The following is a 16,429-nucleotide window of genomic DNA, read 5'->3' as shown; positions in this document are numbered from 1 at the left end:
TTAACTCGGAATTTTTACATCGCTAACCGCTAAATTGGCACTGGCCTGCGCCATAATCTTAGAAGTATTTTTATTGATAACTTCTGCTTTTATATTGATAATAGTTTTGCCTAATTTTTCCACTTTAGTTTTTACTATAACCATGTGTGATTCGAATGCGGGATTAAAATAATCAATGTATAAATTTATCGTCGGATAGAATTTTTCTAATCCCAAAACCATAAAATTTACGCCGATACAATCGTCAATCATTCCAGCAGTTACACCTCCATGAAGCATTCCCACAGGATTTGTCATTTCTTTTCTAACGTCGAATTCAAATTCAACTCCTTTTTCTTCAACCGCAATTACCTTTCCATTGAGCCAATGTGCAAAAGGAGAGGGACTTTCTGTAAAATGTTTTCCAATAAAACTTTGAAGAAATTGTAATCTTTTGTTTTCCATTTTATACTATTTAAGCGGATAATTTTGTATTGTTTTTAGCCGGGTTAATTAATTTATAAGCTGTTTTTGGGAAAAATCGACTTAGGAAATAAACAATTTTTGTGTCGCCTACGCGAATGGTAAAGTTGTTTTTGTGAATACCATCAATTAATGCTTTTACTAATTTTTCTGGCGTAATTGTTTTAGCGTCAATTCCTTTCGCCATATCTGTTGCTACTAACGGAGGTAATAATTCAAAAACTTTGATATTGCTTTTAGCTATTTCTAAATGATTTCTAAGTGATGCTGTATAAAAACGTAACGCGGCTTTTGTTGCTGAATAGGTTGGAGCTCCATTAGAAGGAACATAACTCAAGATAGAAGTCGTATTGATGATGGCACTTTCTGGTCGGCTTTCAAGCATTTTAAGAAATAAATTATTCAATCTTATGACACCCAAATAGTTTATATTCATTTCGTAAGTCACCAGATCTGTAATTTGATCGTTTGTTTTAGCTAAATTATTTGGCGGATTTATAACGCCTGCATTGTTGTACAGAATATCGATTCCGCCCAGACTTTCTATTTGATGATATAATTTTAAAGCATCATCTGGATTCGCAACGTCATTCTGAATAGCTGTTACCTGCGGATAAAGTTTTTTGGCTAAATCTAATTTCTCCTGATTTCTTCCTGTAATAATTACTTTGGCTCCATTTGCCAAAAATTGTTTAGCAGATTCTAGGCCAATACCTGAAGCACCGCCTGTAATTAATATTGTTTTTCCTTTTAAGTTCATTTTTTCTGATTTTAGAAGTGTATAATTTGTTTCGTTTAAGAATATTAAATAAATTTGCTTGCATTTTGCAAGTACAAATATATTAATTACTTGCAAAACGCAAGTGAATTTTTAATTTATTTTTATGGCGACTTCAAAAAAAAGGTCAAAATGTCCAATAAGTACTTCTCTGGAAATATGGGGAGATAAATGGTCTTTGTTGATTATTAGGGATTTGATGTTTAAAAAACAATGTACTTATGGAGATTTTTTAAAGTCAGAAGAAAAAATTGCTACCAATATTTTGGCAAGCAGACTTCTCGTTTTAGAAGAAAATGATTTAATTGTAAAATTGGAACATCCCGAAAGTAAAGCCAAAGTACTGTATCAACTAACCGAAAAAGGAATAGAGTTATTCCCGGTTGTATTAGAAATCAGTTTATGGGCCGAGAAATACTATGAAATCCCAGAAGAAAGAAAAGTTATACTAGAAAAAGCAAAACAAAACAAAACAGATTTTATAGAAAAATCTGTAAAGAAGATGAGAGAGAAGTGTTGATGGTTAATTGTTAATGGTTGATAGTTGATAGTTGATAGTTTATAGATGATGGTTTATAGTTGATGGTTAATACTTAATTGTTGATTAATGATGGTCAGAGATTTTATTTTCATGTTGTCTTTCTGAGCGAAGTCTAAGAATAAGCACCAAGTACGACTCAACTATCCATAATCAATTATCAATTTAGCGATCAACAATTAACAATTAACAATTAACAATTAACAATTAACCATTAAATAACCCCCATTTTCTGCATTAAAAAAGTTGCACTTTTATTTTTACAGATTCCGTTTCTGAGTTTATAATCGAAGTGTAATTCGTTATTTTGAATCTCAACTTCGAAACATTGATTGGTTAAAACTTCTGGATATTCGTTTGTTGTTAAGCAGACTTCTATATCGTGTGTAGCGATTGCACCGACGGCTTTTTTAGAAATTATTTTCTTAACAACCTCAATAGTTCCATTTCTTTTGTCATCAGAATTTGTACCTCTTAAAATCTCATCCAATAAAACAAAAGCAGGCTGATTTTCAAGCGCATCCATGATCTGTTTTAAACGTTTAATTTCAGCAAAAAAGTAAGATTCACTATCCGATAAAGAATCTGATAAACGCATTGAAACCAATACTGGAAGTGGATGTATTTTAGCTTCTGCGACACAAACAACTGAACCAATTCCGCCCAATACCATATTGATTCCTAAACTCCTTAAAAAAGTACTTTTTCCCGACATATTAGAACCTGTCAAAATCACAAAAGAAAGCGGGTAAAAATTAGTGTCATTTCCTATTCGAGTTGCAGGATTCAATAACGGATGACTAAGGTTTTTAAATTCAATTTTATATTCTGAATTGATTTCAGGAAAAACAAAATCAGAATTGTTGTAGGCTAAATTGGCAAGACTATTTAAAGTTTCAATTTCGCCAATAGTAGAAATCCAGTGATCAAGTTCAGAAGCGTAATTGTCTTTCCATTTCAAAAGCGCTTTTAAAACGTGCAGATTAAATAAAAATGTGCCGTTGAACAAAGTTGCAGTTACAAAATTACTTATGGTATCCATTCTCGAAAACAATTCTGAAAGCTGTTTTAAATGCTGGCTGGCTTTTGCATTTTTAAAATGAAGCTGTTCCTGTAATCGTATTAATTTTTTGGACTGGAAAGATTCGTTTTCGATTTTCTCCATCAATAAACTATACTGTTTTATGATTTTATCAACGTTATCTGCTTTCGCTATTTCTGACTGGATTCTTTTTACAGATCTTCCTAAAACAATTAAATTCGCAATAAAAACATACGTCAAATACGATAGTAAAATAGTTTTTGAAGTAAATAAATATGCGACTAAAAGTCCAAAAAATAATGTTGGAAGAAGTATTGAAAGTGCAATTAAAACTTTAGGTAAGGAATTATTTTTAAAAGAAATCCAATGTTTTATTGCTTCGTAAGATGCTTTAGAATCTTCGCTTATTATGGCTAAAGCTTGAAATTCCTGTCTCCAGTCAACTTTAGTTTTCAATTCGTTTACAGCTTCTTGATTTTCTAAAATGGCGACTTCAGGAAGTGTATGCAATAAAAGGTCTGCGAGTGTTTTTTTTCCGATAAAAGAGGCTGTTCGGTTTATATTTTGAAATAAAGAATGTTCTCCAAAAATATCTAAATCGTAAGCATACGGATGATGAAAATCGATAAATTCAGCTCCGTTTTCAAATGATGTTTTTTCTCTTTTTAAGAAAGAAATTTCATTTTGATTGATTTTGAGAAGTGTTTCGGCCAATAATTTCTCAAAAGACAATCGCGAATGGATTCTCATTAAAATGATAAAACCAGCAAAAGACAGAACAGCTAAAATGACATAAAGTATTTCGCTTGTTTTGATGTAATAAAACATGAAAAACAGTAAAAGAAAAATACTCAATAACCTCAAAAGGCTTATGCTGTTATATTTTTTGTTGGTTTTATTATAAAGTTCTGAATACGTGCTGACTTTGTCTTGATATGCTTTCATTAGAATAATTTACTGAAATACAAATATAACTTTTAAGTGACAAAATCATCAGATATTAGAATTAATCTTCATGCATAACTAATACAGGAATTGGAACTTCTTTTGAAATCTTTTTAGTAAAACTGGAGTCAAATAGACTTTCAAAGAAAGATCTTTTGTGTGTAATAGTTGTTAATATATCAATGTCTTTGTACAAAATAAAGTCTAGAATTGTTTCTTTAACTTCGTCGCTCGGCAAAACTAAAAACTCCACATTTTCTTCAGCAAATTCTCTTTCCCATTCTTTTACTGTTACATCAGAAACATCAGAATCGGATGTTTTCACATATAGACTTTTAACTTTTGCATCTGTTTTCTTTGCTATTTTCAGGATTTTCTTAAGCTCTTTTTTATCTTTTTCACGATAACGTGTTGTAAAACCAATCGTTTTGATTTTTTTGAATTTAGCTTCAAGAGGAACACATAAAACCGGAACTTCAACTCCCGAGATAACAGAGTTTGTATTAGACCCCGTAAAGAATTTTGTCCAGTCCGATTCGCTGTTTGTTCCCATTATTACAAAATCGATTTGATCTTCTTCAACCGCGTTTTTGAGATTGTATAAAAGATCGCCGTCCATTAAACGGTGTTTGATTACAATATCGTCTAATTTACGTTCGGCGACAATAGTTCTTAATTTTGGAATTTCATCTTTGAACATTTCAAATTTGGCTAATTCGATTGAACTGTATATAGAAGCATAATTCTCTGGGAAGAACTGGCTGTCGTAAACTGGAATTTCAAATGTATGAAGCAAGATTAATTCGGCTTTCACAATTTTAGCAAATTCTAAAGCATGTACAAATGCATTTGTCGATGCATCAGAGAAATCGGTAGGGAATAATATCTTTTTCATTTTATTAGGATTATGGTTTGTCTCTCAAATTTACTCATTCTAAGAGGAAAACAACCTGATAATTATCAGTATTTTAACACTTAATGATTTGTTAATACCTATTAATTTTAAGATTTAAGATAGGATTTCAATTCAAAAGAAATTATTCCTTTTTTTATACCTTTGCGACATGATAAATCAAGATTCTATAGTCGCTTTGGCCACACCATCTGGAGCTGGAGCTATCGCCATAATTCGAATTTCAGGATCCGAGGCCATTACGATTGGTAATTCGGTTTTTAAATCTATCAAAAACAAAGATTTAACCAAACAGAAAACACATACACTTCATTTAGGACATATTGTAGACGGAAGCAAAACGCTTGATGAAGTTTTGGTTTCGGTATTTAAAGGTCCGAATTCATATACAGGAGAAGATACGATTGAAATTTCGTGCCACGGATCAACTTATATTCAACAGCAGATTATTCAGTTATTACTTCGAAATGGCTGTAGAATGGCCGATGCAGGTGAATTTACTCTTCGTTCTTTCTTAAACGGAAAACTAGATTTATCACAGGCAGAAGCCGTTGCCGATTTGATTTCGTCTGATAACGAAGCTTCGCACCAAATTGCCATGCGACAAATGCGAGGCGGATTTAGTAATGAAATTGCTAAACTTCGTGAAGAACTTTTAAATTTTGCTTCTTTAATCGAATTAGAATTAGACTTTGCAGAAGAAGATGTAGAATTTGCAGATAGAACTCAGTTTCATGAATTATTAAACCGAATTGAATTTGTTTTAAAGCGTTTGATCGATTCGTTTGCGGTTGGAAACGTCATTAAAAACGGAATTCCAGTTGCTATTGTCGGCGAGCCCAATGTTGGAAAATCGACTTTGCTGAATGCTTTATTGAATGAAGAAAGAGCAATTGTTTCGGATATTGCAGGAACAACCCGCGACACAATCGAAGATGAACTAGTAATTGGAGGTATCGGATTCAGATTTATTGATACTGCCGGAATTCGTGATACCAAAGATGTTGTAGAAAGTATTGGAATAAAGAAAACTTTCGAAAAAATAGAACAGGCACAAGTGGTAATTTATTTATTTGACGGATTGAAATTTCAAACGTCAAGTTCTGATTTTGTTTCTGAAATTGAACAAATCAAAAATAAATATCCCTTAAAGCCATTGCTTATTGTAGTGAATAAAAAAGATGTTTTATCTGCAGATGAAGTTCAAAACATCACCACTAAACTTGAAAATTTAAACGCCAAACTTTTATTAATTTCTGCGAAAGAAAAAGTAGGTGTAGAGGATTTGAAGAATGAATTATTATCTTTTGTAAATACTGGGGCACTTCGTAATAACGAAACGATTGTAACTAATACAAGACATTATGATTCCTTATTAAAAGCTTTGGATGAAATACAGAAAGTAAAATTTGGTTTAGAAACAGGTCTTTCAAGTGATCTTATGGCGCTGGATATCCGAGAAGCTTTGTACCAATTTGGACTGATTACAGGTCAGGTCTCAAATGACGAATTGCTTGGGAATATCTTCGCAAATTTCTGCATCGGCAAATAAAAGGCGCAAAGAAACGCAAAATAAAAACAAGCAAAAGAGCTAAAATGGTGGTAATTAACATTTTAGCTCTTTTTTTATTCAATTGTTTTTTGGAATATTTGATGGTTGTTTTGCTCAGATTTGTACCCCAGTTGTACCTCGAATTTCGAGGTACAAATATTTGTACCTCAAAGGACAAATTATGACACTCAATGGCACACAGTGGCGCATAAACGCACCTTGCGGCACGTTAAGGCACAAAAGAACGGACAAAGTAGGACACATAACTTAAAAATGTAAGAAAATTATGAGTTCAAACATTCGGATTAACAAAATCTGCGAATTTTGCGGTAATGAATTTATCGCGCAGACAATTAAAACACGCTTCTGCTCCCATAAATGCGGGAGTAAGAGCTACAAGGTTAGAAAAAGACAAATAACTAATGATGTTCCGGAAGAGACATCTGAAGGCATGAGAAGCTATGATTTGGAGGTGCTGAAAAAGCAGGATTTTTTTACCATCGTACAGTGCGGCCAGATTTTTGGAATCAGCAGAAGGACAATATTCAGAATGATTGCCAGAAATGATTTAGATATTGTAAAACTTGGAAGAAGAACCCTGATATGTAAACACAGCATAAGCAATTTATTTACTGTTCAGAAACCTGAGGCTGAAGGTAGTGACAACAATACAATTGATTTTGATATGGATGACTGCTATACCATTACCCAGGCACAGGCGGCTTATAACATTAGCCAGAGCGGCTTGTATTTTATTATTAAAAAGTATGATATAAAAAAAATTACTTCAGGTAAATATACATACGTGCAGAAAAAGGATTTAGATGTTTATTTAAAAGGTATTGATCATGAGTAAAAGTATTATTACACTAAGAAAGAAAGTTATTTCTGGAGGAAGGTTATCTCTTTATCTAGATTATTACCCTCCATTTTGGGATTCAAAAACCAACAGTTTCTCAAGACGCGAATTTTTGAAACTCTATCTTTACCAGAAGCCTGCCGATCAGTATGAGAAAATGAGTAATACCGAAAACCTTCATACTGCTGAACTCATTCGGGCAAGAAAACAGAATGAAATTAATAAAAGTGAAATTTATTCCTCATTTGAAAAAGAACAGCTTCAGATACAAGCAGTAGGAAAAGAATCTTTTCTTCAATATTATAAAAATTTAGGAAATAAGAAGGTAGGTAACAATTTATCAATCTGGGCCAGTGCTATTATTCATTTTGAAGCTTTTTTAAAAGGGAGGGACCTGCTATTTAAGGACGTGACTGTTACTTTAATTGAAGATTACAGGGATTATCTTTTAAAAGCTAAAAGTTTAAGAAAGAATAAAAAACAGTTGTCTCGAAATACGGCTCTTTCTTACTATAATAAAATAAAAACAACCCTGAAAGCGACCTACAAAGAAGATAAACTGAAAACGGATGTAAATGCAAAGATAGGATCGATAAAGGAAATGGAATCCCAAAGAAATTTCATGACCCTTGAAGAAACCCGCAGGCTCTTTGCAACGCCCTGTCCTAATTTGATTGTCCGTAAGATTTCTATGTTTTCTGTTCTTACGGGGGTTAGGTATTCGGATATTTCCAAGCTGATCTGGTCCGAACTGCATCACATTGAAAATGATGGGCATTACATTATTTTCAGGCAGAAAAAAACCGAAGGTACAGCTTCAATACCAATTTCTGATGAAGCTTTTGAACTGCTGGGAAAGAGAAAAGGGGAAAATGAAAAGGTATTTAAAGATTTAAATAAATGGGATGTTGACCGTACGCTTCCTGTGTGGGTAGCATTATCGGGTATTAAGAAACATATTACCTTTCACTGTTTCAGACATACTTATGCAACTTTACAGCTGACAGCAGGAACTGATATTTTTACTATTTCCAAAATGCTCGGACACAAGAGTGTAAAAACTACTCAGATCTATGCAAAAGTGATTGACCAGAAGAAAAGGGATGCTTGCTAACAGAATTTCTTTGGAGTAAGGCTCAGTATTTTTTATGTGTTAGAAATTTAAATGCACCTCATTATTTAATGGGGTGTTTTAATTTAATGCGGTGTCTTATTTGGTCTGTTAATATGATGAAATTAAATACTATAAGTATATCTCAATGGATTTATTCGTCCACAAATAGTAGAACATTTAGTAAATACGCTATACCCTGATTTTTTAATCGTGCAAGCGCCACTTGCATAAATTACCAGATATAAAATTAAATCAGCAGTTGAGCGGTAATTAGGATTACAGGTATTGTGCATCTACATAACAATATTAAGTATAAAAATGCAAGCATCTAAGCTATAGTCGCGAGTGGCATACTATTAAAGTATTAGCGTAAAAAGAATCTGGAAAATTATTTGAAGCGCTGAGAAGCAGTACGATTTAGCTTCGGACTGTTACTACTTTTTCAAACCTTCCGTGATGGCTTATAGAAACATCCTGCGACCTGTTTTGTGAAGAAACTGCGAGATAAGGAATTCCTTGTTTATCTTTTAGAATTGCTTTTTTTTCAATTTCTATTACTTGGTTTAGATCCTCTAAAACAGTGACCGCTATTGTATGGATACTGTCTTTTGAAAGAATGGTTTGGGTGTGGTACGTATTTTCCAGGCAGGTAACTTTCCCACTTATAGAATTTTGTTTTTGTGATATTATAGTGCGACTTAATTTCTTAGGGATGTATTGCCTTATTTTCGTTTTACGATTGTAAACTTTGTACGTCTGCCTCCTTCATACTCCAAAGTATCCAAACCATGATTTCTGGATCTGAAGATTTTTTGATGAGCAATTGTTCCTCATCGGTAAATAGTTTTGCTGTAAAACCCCTGCAGCGCCAATTACTTTCCCTGCGGCTCTGCAGTATATCGATGACATCATTGCCGATCACTTTTCGGACAGTTTGGTTTCTATGATTTCTACAGCCGTTCTAACGTCCAGCATTCGCTCCATATCGGAGTTGTCAATCACCACATCAAAAGTTTCTTCCATGTCAAGGATTATGTCTACCAGATTAGCTGAATTGATGTTTAGATCATTTATAAAATCAGTATTTTCGGTAAGGTTGTCATACGCTTGGGTATTTGTTGCGTAAGGTTTAATGATTACTTTTAGTCTTGCGATAACTTCTTCTTTGTTCATATACTTATTTTTGAAATTTTTTAAATATTACACAGGCATTTACATCACCAAAACCAAAACTTGCTTTGGCAATTATCCTAGAGTCGCTATAAACTGTTTGTAGAGGTATTTTTGTAGCGCTTATAAGCGAACTAATTTCAGGATGAAGATCTTCACAATTCGTATTTCCAAAAACAAAACCTTCATCAAGCTGTAATACCGTCGCGATACTTTCTATACTGCCCGTCGCGCTTAAGCAGTGTCCGGTCATGCCTTTTAAGGAATTGATGTACGGGAAATCAGTTCCTTTTCGACCTAGCGCTTTTGTCCAGTTTTCAATTTCCAGACTGTCCTTTGCAGTTGCGGTAAGATGCCCGTTTATGGCATCAATATCCTCGGCGCAATACCTGCATGTTGAATTGCATTTTTGATGCATCGCTGTACGGCAGTGCTGTTAGGTGCTGTCATGCTTCCATTGTCGCGCTGTCCGCCAGAGTTTACATGGCCCCCCAATATTTCGGCGTATATAACTGCACCGCGTTGTAAGGCACTTTCCAGATCTTCGATCACCAACGCTCCAGCGCTACTTCCGGGGACAAATCCTGCGAGCAGTAACACTCATGGGCCGTGAACCCTTTTCGGGTTTATCATTGTATTTTGAACTGCAGACACGTAAAGCATCAAATCCAGCCCAAATGTAAGGTCCGCTGTCGCTTGTACTTCCTGCCAATATGCGTTTAGCCTGTCCGGAATGTATGCGGTCAAAAGCCATCAGTATAGCTTCTGTTCCTGTTGCGCAGGCAGATGAATTGGTGGTAATCTGGTTTCCGAGTCCCAATTTCCCGCCGAGATAAGCGCTGATACCGCTGTTCATAGTTTGTGCCACAACAGTACTTCCCAGTCTTCGAGTTTGTAATTCATCTATTTTATAAATGCTTTCGCGGAATTTATCGATACCGGAAGTTCCAGATCCAAAAACAGTACCGCTCTCCCAATCCGGCTCTTCATTATTTTCTACTGGCAGTCCGGCATTTTCCCAAGCTTCCATTCCTGCAATAACACCGTATAAAATACCCGTACTGTTAAAACCTCGAAGTTCAAGTTCTGTAAAATATTTTGATTTGAGTCCTTCGGATATTTCGGGTTTACCCGCTATCTGACAGGAAAACTGAAGTTCCTGCAGTGCTTGTCATGGCGGATTCCGGATAGTCCATTTTTTACAGCGTGGCTGAACGCGACAATTCCAACCCCGTTGGGAAGCGCTACACCCAGACCTGTTATGACCACTCTTCTACTCATAATTTATTGGTAATCATGCCAGACAAAATGCCTTTGCAGACTTCCTGTCCAGCTTGGTTTTTCATAATGACATCACACTTTAATTTTCCAAACCTGAAAAATAATTTTTGAGAAGTTACTGTTACTTTTTCATTTGGGTAGACGGGTTTTAAAAACTGCGTTTCAGCAGAGGTGAATGCAATTACAGTATCTTTATTAAAAGCATCGCCCAATAGATAAATACCCAGGCAGACCATTCCAATCTGTGCCATAGTTTCGGTCAGGATTACACCTGGAGTTACAGGATTGTCTTTAAAATGCCCTTTATAAAAATCAAGATCTTTGGTAAAAGTATAAGTTCCGGTCACACCATTTTCATCCACATCAAGCGGCTCATCCACAAACAAAAAAGGCTTACTGTAGAGGCGTTGCGCTAAAATATCAGTTGGTTTCATCATATTTTTATTCTATTAATTTTCATCATTCATCATTCACCATTAAATTATTACCACTGTAATAAAACCCTTTGTGCCGAAAATCCAGGACCAAAACTAAGCATGAGTCCTTTTTCTCCTGCTTTGGGCTTCCCGTCCATAATGCGTTCTAAAACATATAATACAGTGGCGCTTGACATATTGCCATAGTACTTGAGTACTTCTTTTGTATCATCTATATTCTTTCCCAAACCTGCAAAAAGCGATTCAACGGTCGTGACAATCTTTTTCCGCCGGGATGGAATATCATGTGGTCTATATCTTTGATTTCTAAATTGTTCTTTTGAAGGAACGGATGAATAATGCCGCCAAAATGTGATGCAATGGTATCAGGAACTTCAATGTCTAAAACCATCTGTAAACCAGTATTGGTTAGTCGGAATCCCATCATATGTTCGGCTTCATAAAAATGATACATTTCTTCGTCTAGAATTTCAGGACCATAGTCGTCTTCATAAGAAGAAAGTAAACAGCAGGTCGCTCCATCTCCAAAAATTGCGGCACTGACAATATTAGGCATCGAAAAATCATCAAGCTGAAATGTTGCCGTTGGTGATTCCACAGCGATGACCGTCGCACGTTTTCCGGGATTGGCTTTTAGAAAATTTTTGGCATATATAATACCCGATATCCCAGCGAGCACAACCCATTTCTGTAACAGGAAGACGTACAATATCCTGTCTCAATTTCATTTTATTGATCAGGTAAGCATCTAAGGAGGGAATCATAATACCGGTACAGCTTACGGTAATGATATAATCCAGCGTTTTTGGCTCCCAATCTGCTTTTTGAAGAGCTTTTTGCAGTACCTGTTCGCCTAAAATAATTGCTTCCCGCGTATAAATGTCATTTTTTTGCTCAAACGAACTGGCAGTAAAAACTTCCTGCGGATCCATTATAGAATAACGTTTATCAACAGCGGCACCTTCAAATATTTTTTTTACTTTTTTTATAAAACGTTCATCCTGCCCATCAAGCCAGCCTTCCAGCATTGGAAGTATATCTTTGGTTTCGCGTGAATATTGCGTGGCTGTTTGGCGGCGGTAACTATTTTTACACTCATTTGTTTGTAATTATCCACTGGTAGCGAAAAGCCCATTTCCAGTTTATCGTATAGTTTTTTAAATTAGTTTTTTTAGAGAATTCTTCGAGTTCTTTTTTCTTAAATCCTCTTAAAATGGATACCAGTCCATCTTCACGCGACATGCTTTTTAGATTAAAAATAGAACAGATCAGTTCAAAAAGCCGGTAGGCTGTTTTACTGCGATGCAGGTCATTAATAATGATTCCAGCCCGGGCATTCTTCTTAAAGATAGTAATTATATTTAATATTTCATTATCTCTAAAATGGTGCAGGGTAAGAGTGCATAAAACGATATCATACTTAAGAAGTTTAAAGTCCGCACTAAAAATATCCATGCACTCATATTCAATATTGGGATATTCTTTAGACAATACCTTCGCATAATTTACAGTGAATTCGTTGGCATCTATACCAATAAGCTTGAATGTGTACTTATTTTTTTGACCGAATGCGGCCAGCATGCGAAGCATATCTCCATTACCGCATCCAATATCTGCTATTGTGATTGTTTTGGTGTGTTCGAGTTTTTTTATTAATCTTTTTACGCCGTGAAGCGTAACTTTATTGCCTCCGAGTAATTGGTTAATACGGGCAATCTGGTCAAGTGCTTCTTTTAAATCTTCTCCCTGAAGAGAAAAATCATCCATTATTTCAGATTCCTGTGTTCTATATTGGGTGTTTATTGACATTTAATGAATTGCTATAGGTTTTCCGTGCGTTTGTTTAATGATTGCTTGCTAAAAGTCTGGGAAATGACGTCGCTATGGTAATCAATAGGTTGGTAATTGTTCTATGGGTTAGGATACGCGAGAGAATTCGTCCGATCACTATTCTCTTACCAAAGTGTTTTTTCCATTCTTTGGTATATTTTTTTTCTAATAGTTCGCGGGACATTGTATGATTTGAAAAAAATTCCAAAATTAATTCCGATGCAATTTTTGCGCTGTGAATCGCCATCGCCATTCCGTTTCCGCAAAGCGGATGAATAAGCCCTGCGGTATCTCCAATCATTATAATATGGTTTTCTACGGCTTTTTTCTTCTCAAAAGAAATCTGGCTTATCGTAAGTGGTTTTTCAAAAAGAAGCGTGCTGTTTTCAAAAACAGCTTTAAGATGTTTGTTTTTATATAGTACCTCGTCGCTGGTATTGCTCAATGTTTTTATATTGTTTGAAAGTGGCATAATCAGCCAGGTAACAAATATTTATGATATCGTTTTCTACCTTGGAAACCCCGCAGTAGCCGCCTTTAAAGTTGTGCAGTGCTACAAGATCATTATCCAGGTTACCAGAATAATGCGCTTTTACAGCCAGCCAGGGTGATTTTTTATGGAAGAAGCAGCGATCTAAAACCTGATCTATAGTAGAACGTTTGCCAAATGCGCCCAAAACAATTTTGGCCTTTAAAATTTGATTTGAAGTTGTAACAGTCAATACTTCATTATCGAAAGAAACAGCAGTCACATTTTCCTTAATTACGCAACATTGGCTCGTTAATACTTTTTGATATAAGAAATCGTCGAGTGCATATCTGCTGATGCCAAATCCTCCCAAAGGAAGTTTTGCTTTTGCCTTTTTTCCATTATTTGCAGTAAATTCAAATTTAGTAATGTTTGTGGGATGAAGTTCTGTCACATCCGCGCCTAGCCATTTTAAATAAGGTAAAATTTCATTGGAAATATATTCACCGCAGACCTTATGTCTGGGGAAATTAGATTTTTCAATAAGTATTACTTTTAGATTTTTTTGAGACAGGTGTAGAGCCGCTGTTAAACCAGCCAGCCCGTCGCCAATAATTAGTACATCTGAAGTTGTCTGCATATCACCAATTTAGCAAAAAAAAATCATATAATATAATTTTCCGCTTCAATAATTGATACGGTACTGTCGTAATAAGCTATGTCTATCAATATGCTGAAAATAGCATACTTGCAGTATATGTAAATTTAAACGCGACGTATAGTAAAATAAAAGTAATTTAAAAATCTGGCTATAAATCTTCATTACAAAATGCTTGCACTGGACTAAAAAATAGGTGTTATTTTTATAAGTACGGTTTTGAATTATATAAAAATATTTTTACTACGACCGCTAGATTTAAAATGTATAAATATCTCTTAAAGAATCTGCATGAATCAGTGTATCGAGGTATTTTTTTTAAAACTATTTATACATCATAAAGGCGCAAATGATGACGGTAAAATTTAAAATTGTAAAAAAGATTCTAAACACACTTGCTCAAAATACGGATAAGAGTTACAGTCTCGAAGAAGTAAGCGGCATTGCTATTCCGTTGACCGAACTGCGTAACCCGACAATGAATGTGACAGCTTTGCGATGCCGGCAGGCAGAAGTACTTGAGGCACTACTGCTTGCTGGAAGATGTTGGATTAATTATTTTAATTCCAGATCAATGCACCGTCTGCTGGAATGATGATGCAAAATATGCAGATTATAAGTTGCTTTTCTGACAGCATTGCTGTAAGTCAGCGGCGCTGTAAAAACTTCAAGTAAAGATTTATTTGCTAAATTTTGTGTGTTTCTTTCTATCTAGGCTTGCCGAGTAATATTATTAATATTATTATTTGACGGCTTCCATCGGAAGCCGTCAATGCAACTATAAAGGTAAATACAGATAAAATGTAGTTCCTTTATCAACCTTACTTTTTACAGTCATAAAACCTTCATGATTGGACACAATCTTTCTGCATAATGTCAGGCCCATTCCAGTCGCCGGAATACTGCTCAGAGTTGTGCAGTCGGTAAAAAGGTTCAAATATTTTGGAGGCAAATACCTGGTCAAATCCAATTCCATTATCGCTGACACAGATTTTTACATACTGCAGTTCTTCATTAAGGCCTATTTGCTGTACATCTGCGACAGAAGGCTGTCTGCTCTCAATTTTAATTTGTGGTGTAACCCCATCTTTTGCATACTTAATAGCATTCAAAATTAAATTTGAAAAGAGCTGCGCATCTGATGTGGAATGACTTGCAGTAAGGGCAGAGGCATTACGGTGATAACAGCATTTGTCTGCTGTATCAGGTCTCTTAAATCCGAGGTAGTTTTCTTTAAAATTAAATTCAGATCTGTTTTTTTAAATTCTTTCTCTGTAAAATTGATTCGGGAATAGTCAATAAGATCCGTAACGAGCTGGATCATGTGATGTGCCGAAAAAAGCATTCGCTCTACATTGTGACGGCTGGATTCGGAAATCTCAGGGTCTTTGTCTAATATTCTTCTGCCGAACATTTGTATTCTGCGCTGGCGGCTCCTGCAGATCATGGCTTGCTGAAGAGGTAAAGGTCTCCAGTCTGCTCATTATAGGTATGAAGCTTTTCATTTTTAAGGGTCAGTCTGCTCGTTGGCGGCAGTTATATCCGTTATATCTTCAAGTGCCAGCAGGATCATGCCCGCTGGTTTGGCATTGAGAATGCGGCGGGCATTGACCATCATGATTTTTTTGCCGATTCCTTTGCACACAGTATCCACTTTAAAATCTTCAATAGCCGTTTTATCGTCCAGCATTTTAAAAATCAGCTCTTTAAATTCCGGAATATCCCATTGGCAGTCGCCGATTGCAAATAAAGACTGTCCTTCTGTTTCTTTCTCAGTGGTTTGAAAATATTTATAAAAAGAAGGATTGGCACTTTTGACAAAAAAATCCTTATCAATAATCAAAAGCGGCTCGCGGATCGTTTTAAAAATGGATTCGGAATAATTACGCAGGGAGATGAGCTGTTCCTGGCGGTCCATGAGTTCGTCATTCACGCACATCAGCTCTTCATTATTGGATTGAAGTTCCTCTGTTGAGGTTTCTAATTCTTCATTCATCGCTTGAAGTTCTTCAGCTGCCGCTGAGCGGCTCTTCATTGGTGGTCTGCAGTTCTTCAAAGGCAGTCTGCTTGCTCTTCCGTGACGCGTTTAATATCTTCTCTAAGCTGGCTTAATTCATTTTCAAGCTCATTGAAACGGATCTGATCCGATACTTTTCTTTCCGAATGACCTCCCGAGTCAATTTCGAGCGTGACTTTTTGTGAAAAAGCACCATGAGGTGTTCTGGATCGTTTGGGATTAGAACTATTTCAAAGGATACCAGGTAAGGCTGGTCCTTAACTCGTATATTTTCTTTGATAATGTTTTGACGTTCGGTCTTTGCTTTTAAAATAGCATTGCGCAGTTCAAAGCTCGTCGCCTTCACGGGCCATTTTTAGAATAT

Annotated in this window: 21 protein-coding genes and 2 pseudogenes; 5 read left to right on the top strand and 18 right to left on the bottom strand. The window is 35.5% G+C overall.

Annotated features, from left to right (window positions below; genetic code table 11):
* Together ACZZ95_RS22360 and ACZZ95_RS22355 are read right to left on the bottom strand one after the other, a co-directional pair.
* Positions 1–444 (bottom strand): PaaI family thioesterase, encoded by a 444-nt coding sequence (locus ACZZ95_RS22360; protein ID WP_463470750.1) that lies wholly within the window; start codon positions 442–444, stop codon positions 1–3.
* Positions 445–454: 10 nt separating this feature from the next.
* A complete protein-coding gene (locus ACZZ95_RS22355; protein ID WP_463470749.1) occupies positions 455–1,222 on the bottom strand; it encodes an SDR family oxidoreductase in 768 nt (255 codons plus the stop codon).
* Between the two features lie 124 nt (positions 1,223–1,346).
* Between ACZZ95_RS22355 and ACZZ95_RS22350 the strand changes: the two genes are divergently transcribed.
* Positions 1,347–1,760: a winged helix-turn-helix transcriptional regulator gene (locus tag ACZZ95_RS22350; protein WP_463470748.1), complete on the top strand. Its 414-nt coding sequence runs from the start codon at positions 1,347–1,349 to the stop codon at positions 1,758–1,760.
* A gap of 232 nt (positions 1,761–1,992) precedes the next feature.
* On the opposite strand, the gene ACZZ95_RS22345 is transcribed toward ACZZ95_RS22350, so the two are convergent.
* Both ACZZ95_RS22345 and ACZZ95_RS22340 read right to left on the bottom strand, forming a co-directional pair.
* On the bottom strand, positions 1,993–3,765 hold the full coding sequence (locus ACZZ95_RS22345) for a MutS-related protein (RefSeq protein ID WP_463470747.1): 1,773 nt from the start codon (positions 3,763–3,765) through the stop codon (positions 1,993–1,995).
* 61 nt (positions 3,766–3,826) lie between these two features.
* Positions 3,827–4,660, bottom strand: a complete 834-nt coding sequence (locus ACZZ95_RS22340; RefSeq protein ID WP_463470746.1) for a universal stress protein — start codon at positions 4,658–4,660, stop codon at positions 3,827–3,829.
* 169 nt (positions 4,661–4,829) lie between these two features.
* On the opposite strand from ACZZ95_RS22340, the gene mnmE reads away from it, so the two are divergent.
* The 3 genes from mnmE (at position 4,830) to ACZZ95_RS22325 (ending at position 8,203) form a co-directional block, all read left to right on the top strand.
* Entirely contained in the window at positions 4,830–6,230 is a 1,401-nt protein-coding gene (gene mnmE, locus ACZZ95_RS22335) for a tRNA uridine-5-carboxymethylaminomethyl(34) synthesis GTPase MnmE (RefSeq protein ID WP_463470745.1), read from the top strand.
* A 286-nt stretch (positions 6,231–6,516) separates the two neighbouring features.
* Positions 6,517–7,086 carry a helix-turn-helix domain-containing protein gene (locus tag ACZZ95_RS22330; protein WP_463470744.1) on the top strand — a complete coding sequence of 190 codons (570 nt, stop codon included), beginning with the start codon at positions 6,517–6,519 and terminating at the stop codon, positions 7,084–7,086.
* Positions 7,079–8,203: a site-specific integrase gene (locus ACZZ95_RS22325; RefSeq protein WP_463470743.1), complete on the top strand. Its 1,125-nt coding sequence runs from the start codon at positions 7,079–7,081 to the stop codon at positions 8,201–8,203. The genes ACZZ95_RS22330 and ACZZ95_RS22325 overlap by 8 nt, the downstream gene beginning before the upstream one ends.
* A gap of 733 nt (positions 8,204–8,936) precedes the next feature.
* Here ACZZ95_RS22325 and ACZZ95_RS22320 read toward each other — a convergent pair.
* The 10 genes and pseudogenes from ACZZ95_RS22320 to ACZZ95_RS22275 all read right to left on the bottom strand — a co-directional run bounded on the left by ACZZ95_RS22320 (position 8,937) and on the right by ACZZ95_RS22275 (position 14,030).
* A complete protein-coding gene (locus ACZZ95_RS22320) occupies positions 8,937–9,125 on the bottom strand; it encodes a 4'-phosphopantetheinyl transferase family protein (protein ID WP_463470742.1) in 189 nt (62 codons plus the stop codon).
* The gene (locus ACZZ95_RS22315) at positions 9,122–9,376 is read right to left on the bottom strand and encodes an acyl carrier protein (protein ID WP_463470741.1); all 255 of its coding nucleotides are present in this window, start codon (positions 9,374–9,376) and stop codon (positions 9,122–9,124) included. The genes ACZZ95_RS22320 and ACZZ95_RS22315 overlap by 4 nt, the downstream gene beginning before the upstream one ends.
* Before the next feature lie 4 nt (positions 9,377–9,380).
* A pseudogene (locus ACZZ95_RS22310) lies at positions 9,381–9,823 on the bottom strand (hypothetical protein).
* Positions 9,824–9,938: 115 nt separating this feature from the next.
* Positions 9,939–10,403 carry a beta-ketoacyl synthase N-terminal-like domain-containing protein gene (locus ACZZ95_RS22305; protein WP_463470740.1) on the bottom strand — a complete coding sequence of 155 codons (465 nt, stop codon included), beginning with the start codon at positions 10,401–10,403 and terminating at the stop codon, positions 9,939–9,941.
* A gap of 104 nt (positions 10,404–10,507) precedes the next feature.
* Positions 10,508–10,654 (bottom strand): hypothetical protein, encoded by a 147-nt coding sequence (locus tag ACZZ95_RS22300; RefSeq protein ID WP_463470739.1) that lies wholly within the window; start codon positions 10,652–10,654, stop codon positions 10,508–10,510.
* Positions 10,651–11,088 (bottom strand): 3-hydroxyacyl-ACP dehydratase FabZ family protein, encoded by a 438-nt coding sequence (locus ACZZ95_RS22295; RefSeq protein WP_463471745.1) that lies wholly within the window; start codon positions 11,086–11,088, stop codon positions 10,651–10,653. The genes ACZZ95_RS22300 and ACZZ95_RS22295 overlap by 4 nt, the downstream gene beginning before the upstream one ends.
* Positions 11,089–11,138: 50 nt before the next feature.
* A pseudogene (locus ACZZ95_RS22290) lies at positions 11,139–12,190 on the bottom strand (type III polyketide synthase).
* On the bottom strand, positions 12,187–12,900 hold the full coding sequence (locus tag ACZZ95_RS22285) for a methyltransferase domain-containing protein (protein ID WP_463470738.1): 714 nt from the start codon (positions 12,898–12,900) through the stop codon (positions 12,187–12,189). Before ACZZ95_RS22285 ends, ACZZ95_RS22290 begins: the two are co-directional and overlap by 4 nt.
* Positions 12,901–12,934: 34 nt before the next feature.
* Positions 12,935–13,366, bottom strand: coding sequence for an NAD(P)/FAD-dependent oxidoreductase (locus ACZZ95_RS22280; RefSeq protein ID WP_463470737.1), 432 nt, complete (start codon positions 13,364–13,366; stop codon positions 12,935–12,937).
* Positions 13,335–14,030 (bottom strand): NAD(P)/FAD-dependent oxidoreductase, encoded by a 696-nt coding sequence (locus tag ACZZ95_RS22275; RefSeq protein ID WP_463470736.1) that lies wholly within the window; start codon positions 14,028–14,030, stop codon positions 13,335–13,337. Before ACZZ95_RS22275 ends, ACZZ95_RS22280 begins: the two co-directional genes overlap by 32 nt.
* Before the next feature lie 367 nt (positions 14,031–14,397).
* Here ACZZ95_RS22275 and ACZZ95_RS22270 point away from each other — a divergent pair, with 367 nt between their 5' ends.
* Entirely contained in the window at positions 14,398–14,643 is a 246-nt protein-coding gene (locus ACZZ95_RS22270) for a hypothetical protein (protein WP_463470735.1), read from the top strand.
* A 183-nt stretch (positions 14,644–14,826) separates the two neighbouring features.
* Here ACZZ95_RS22270 and ACZZ95_RS22265 read toward each other — a convergent pair whose 3' ends face one another.
* The 4 genes from ACZZ95_RS22265 to ACZZ95_RS22250 form a co-directional block, all read right to left on the bottom strand.
* Positions 14,827–14,949 (bottom strand): ATP-binding protein, encoded by a 123-nt coding sequence (locus ACZZ95_RS22265; RefSeq protein WP_463471744.1) that lies wholly within the window; start codon positions 14,947–14,949, stop codon positions 14,827–14,829.
* On the bottom strand, positions 14,894–15,160 hold the full coding sequence (locus ACZZ95_RS22260) for an ATP-binding protein (RefSeq protein ID WP_463470734.1): 267 nt from the start codon (positions 15,158–15,160) through the stop codon (positions 14,894–14,896). Before ACZZ95_RS22260 ends, ACZZ95_RS22265 begins: the two co-directional genes overlap by 56 nt.
* A 2-nt stretch (positions 15,161–15,162) precedes the next feature.
* Entirely contained in the window at positions 15,163–15,462 is a 300-nt protein-coding gene (locus ACZZ95_RS22255) for a hypothetical protein (protein ID WP_463470733.1), read from the bottom strand.
* A 93-nt stretch (positions 15,463–15,555) separates the two neighbouring features.
* Entirely contained in the window at positions 15,556–16,104 is a 549-nt protein-coding gene (locus tag ACZZ95_RS22250; protein WP_463470732.1) for a hypothetical protein, read from the bottom strand.
* Between the last annotated feature and the right edge of the window lie 325 nt (positions 16,105–16,429).

The organism is Flavobacterium sp. AC267, assembly GCF_979258715.1.
This window is presented reverse-complemented; position numbering and strand designations above follow the sequence as displayed.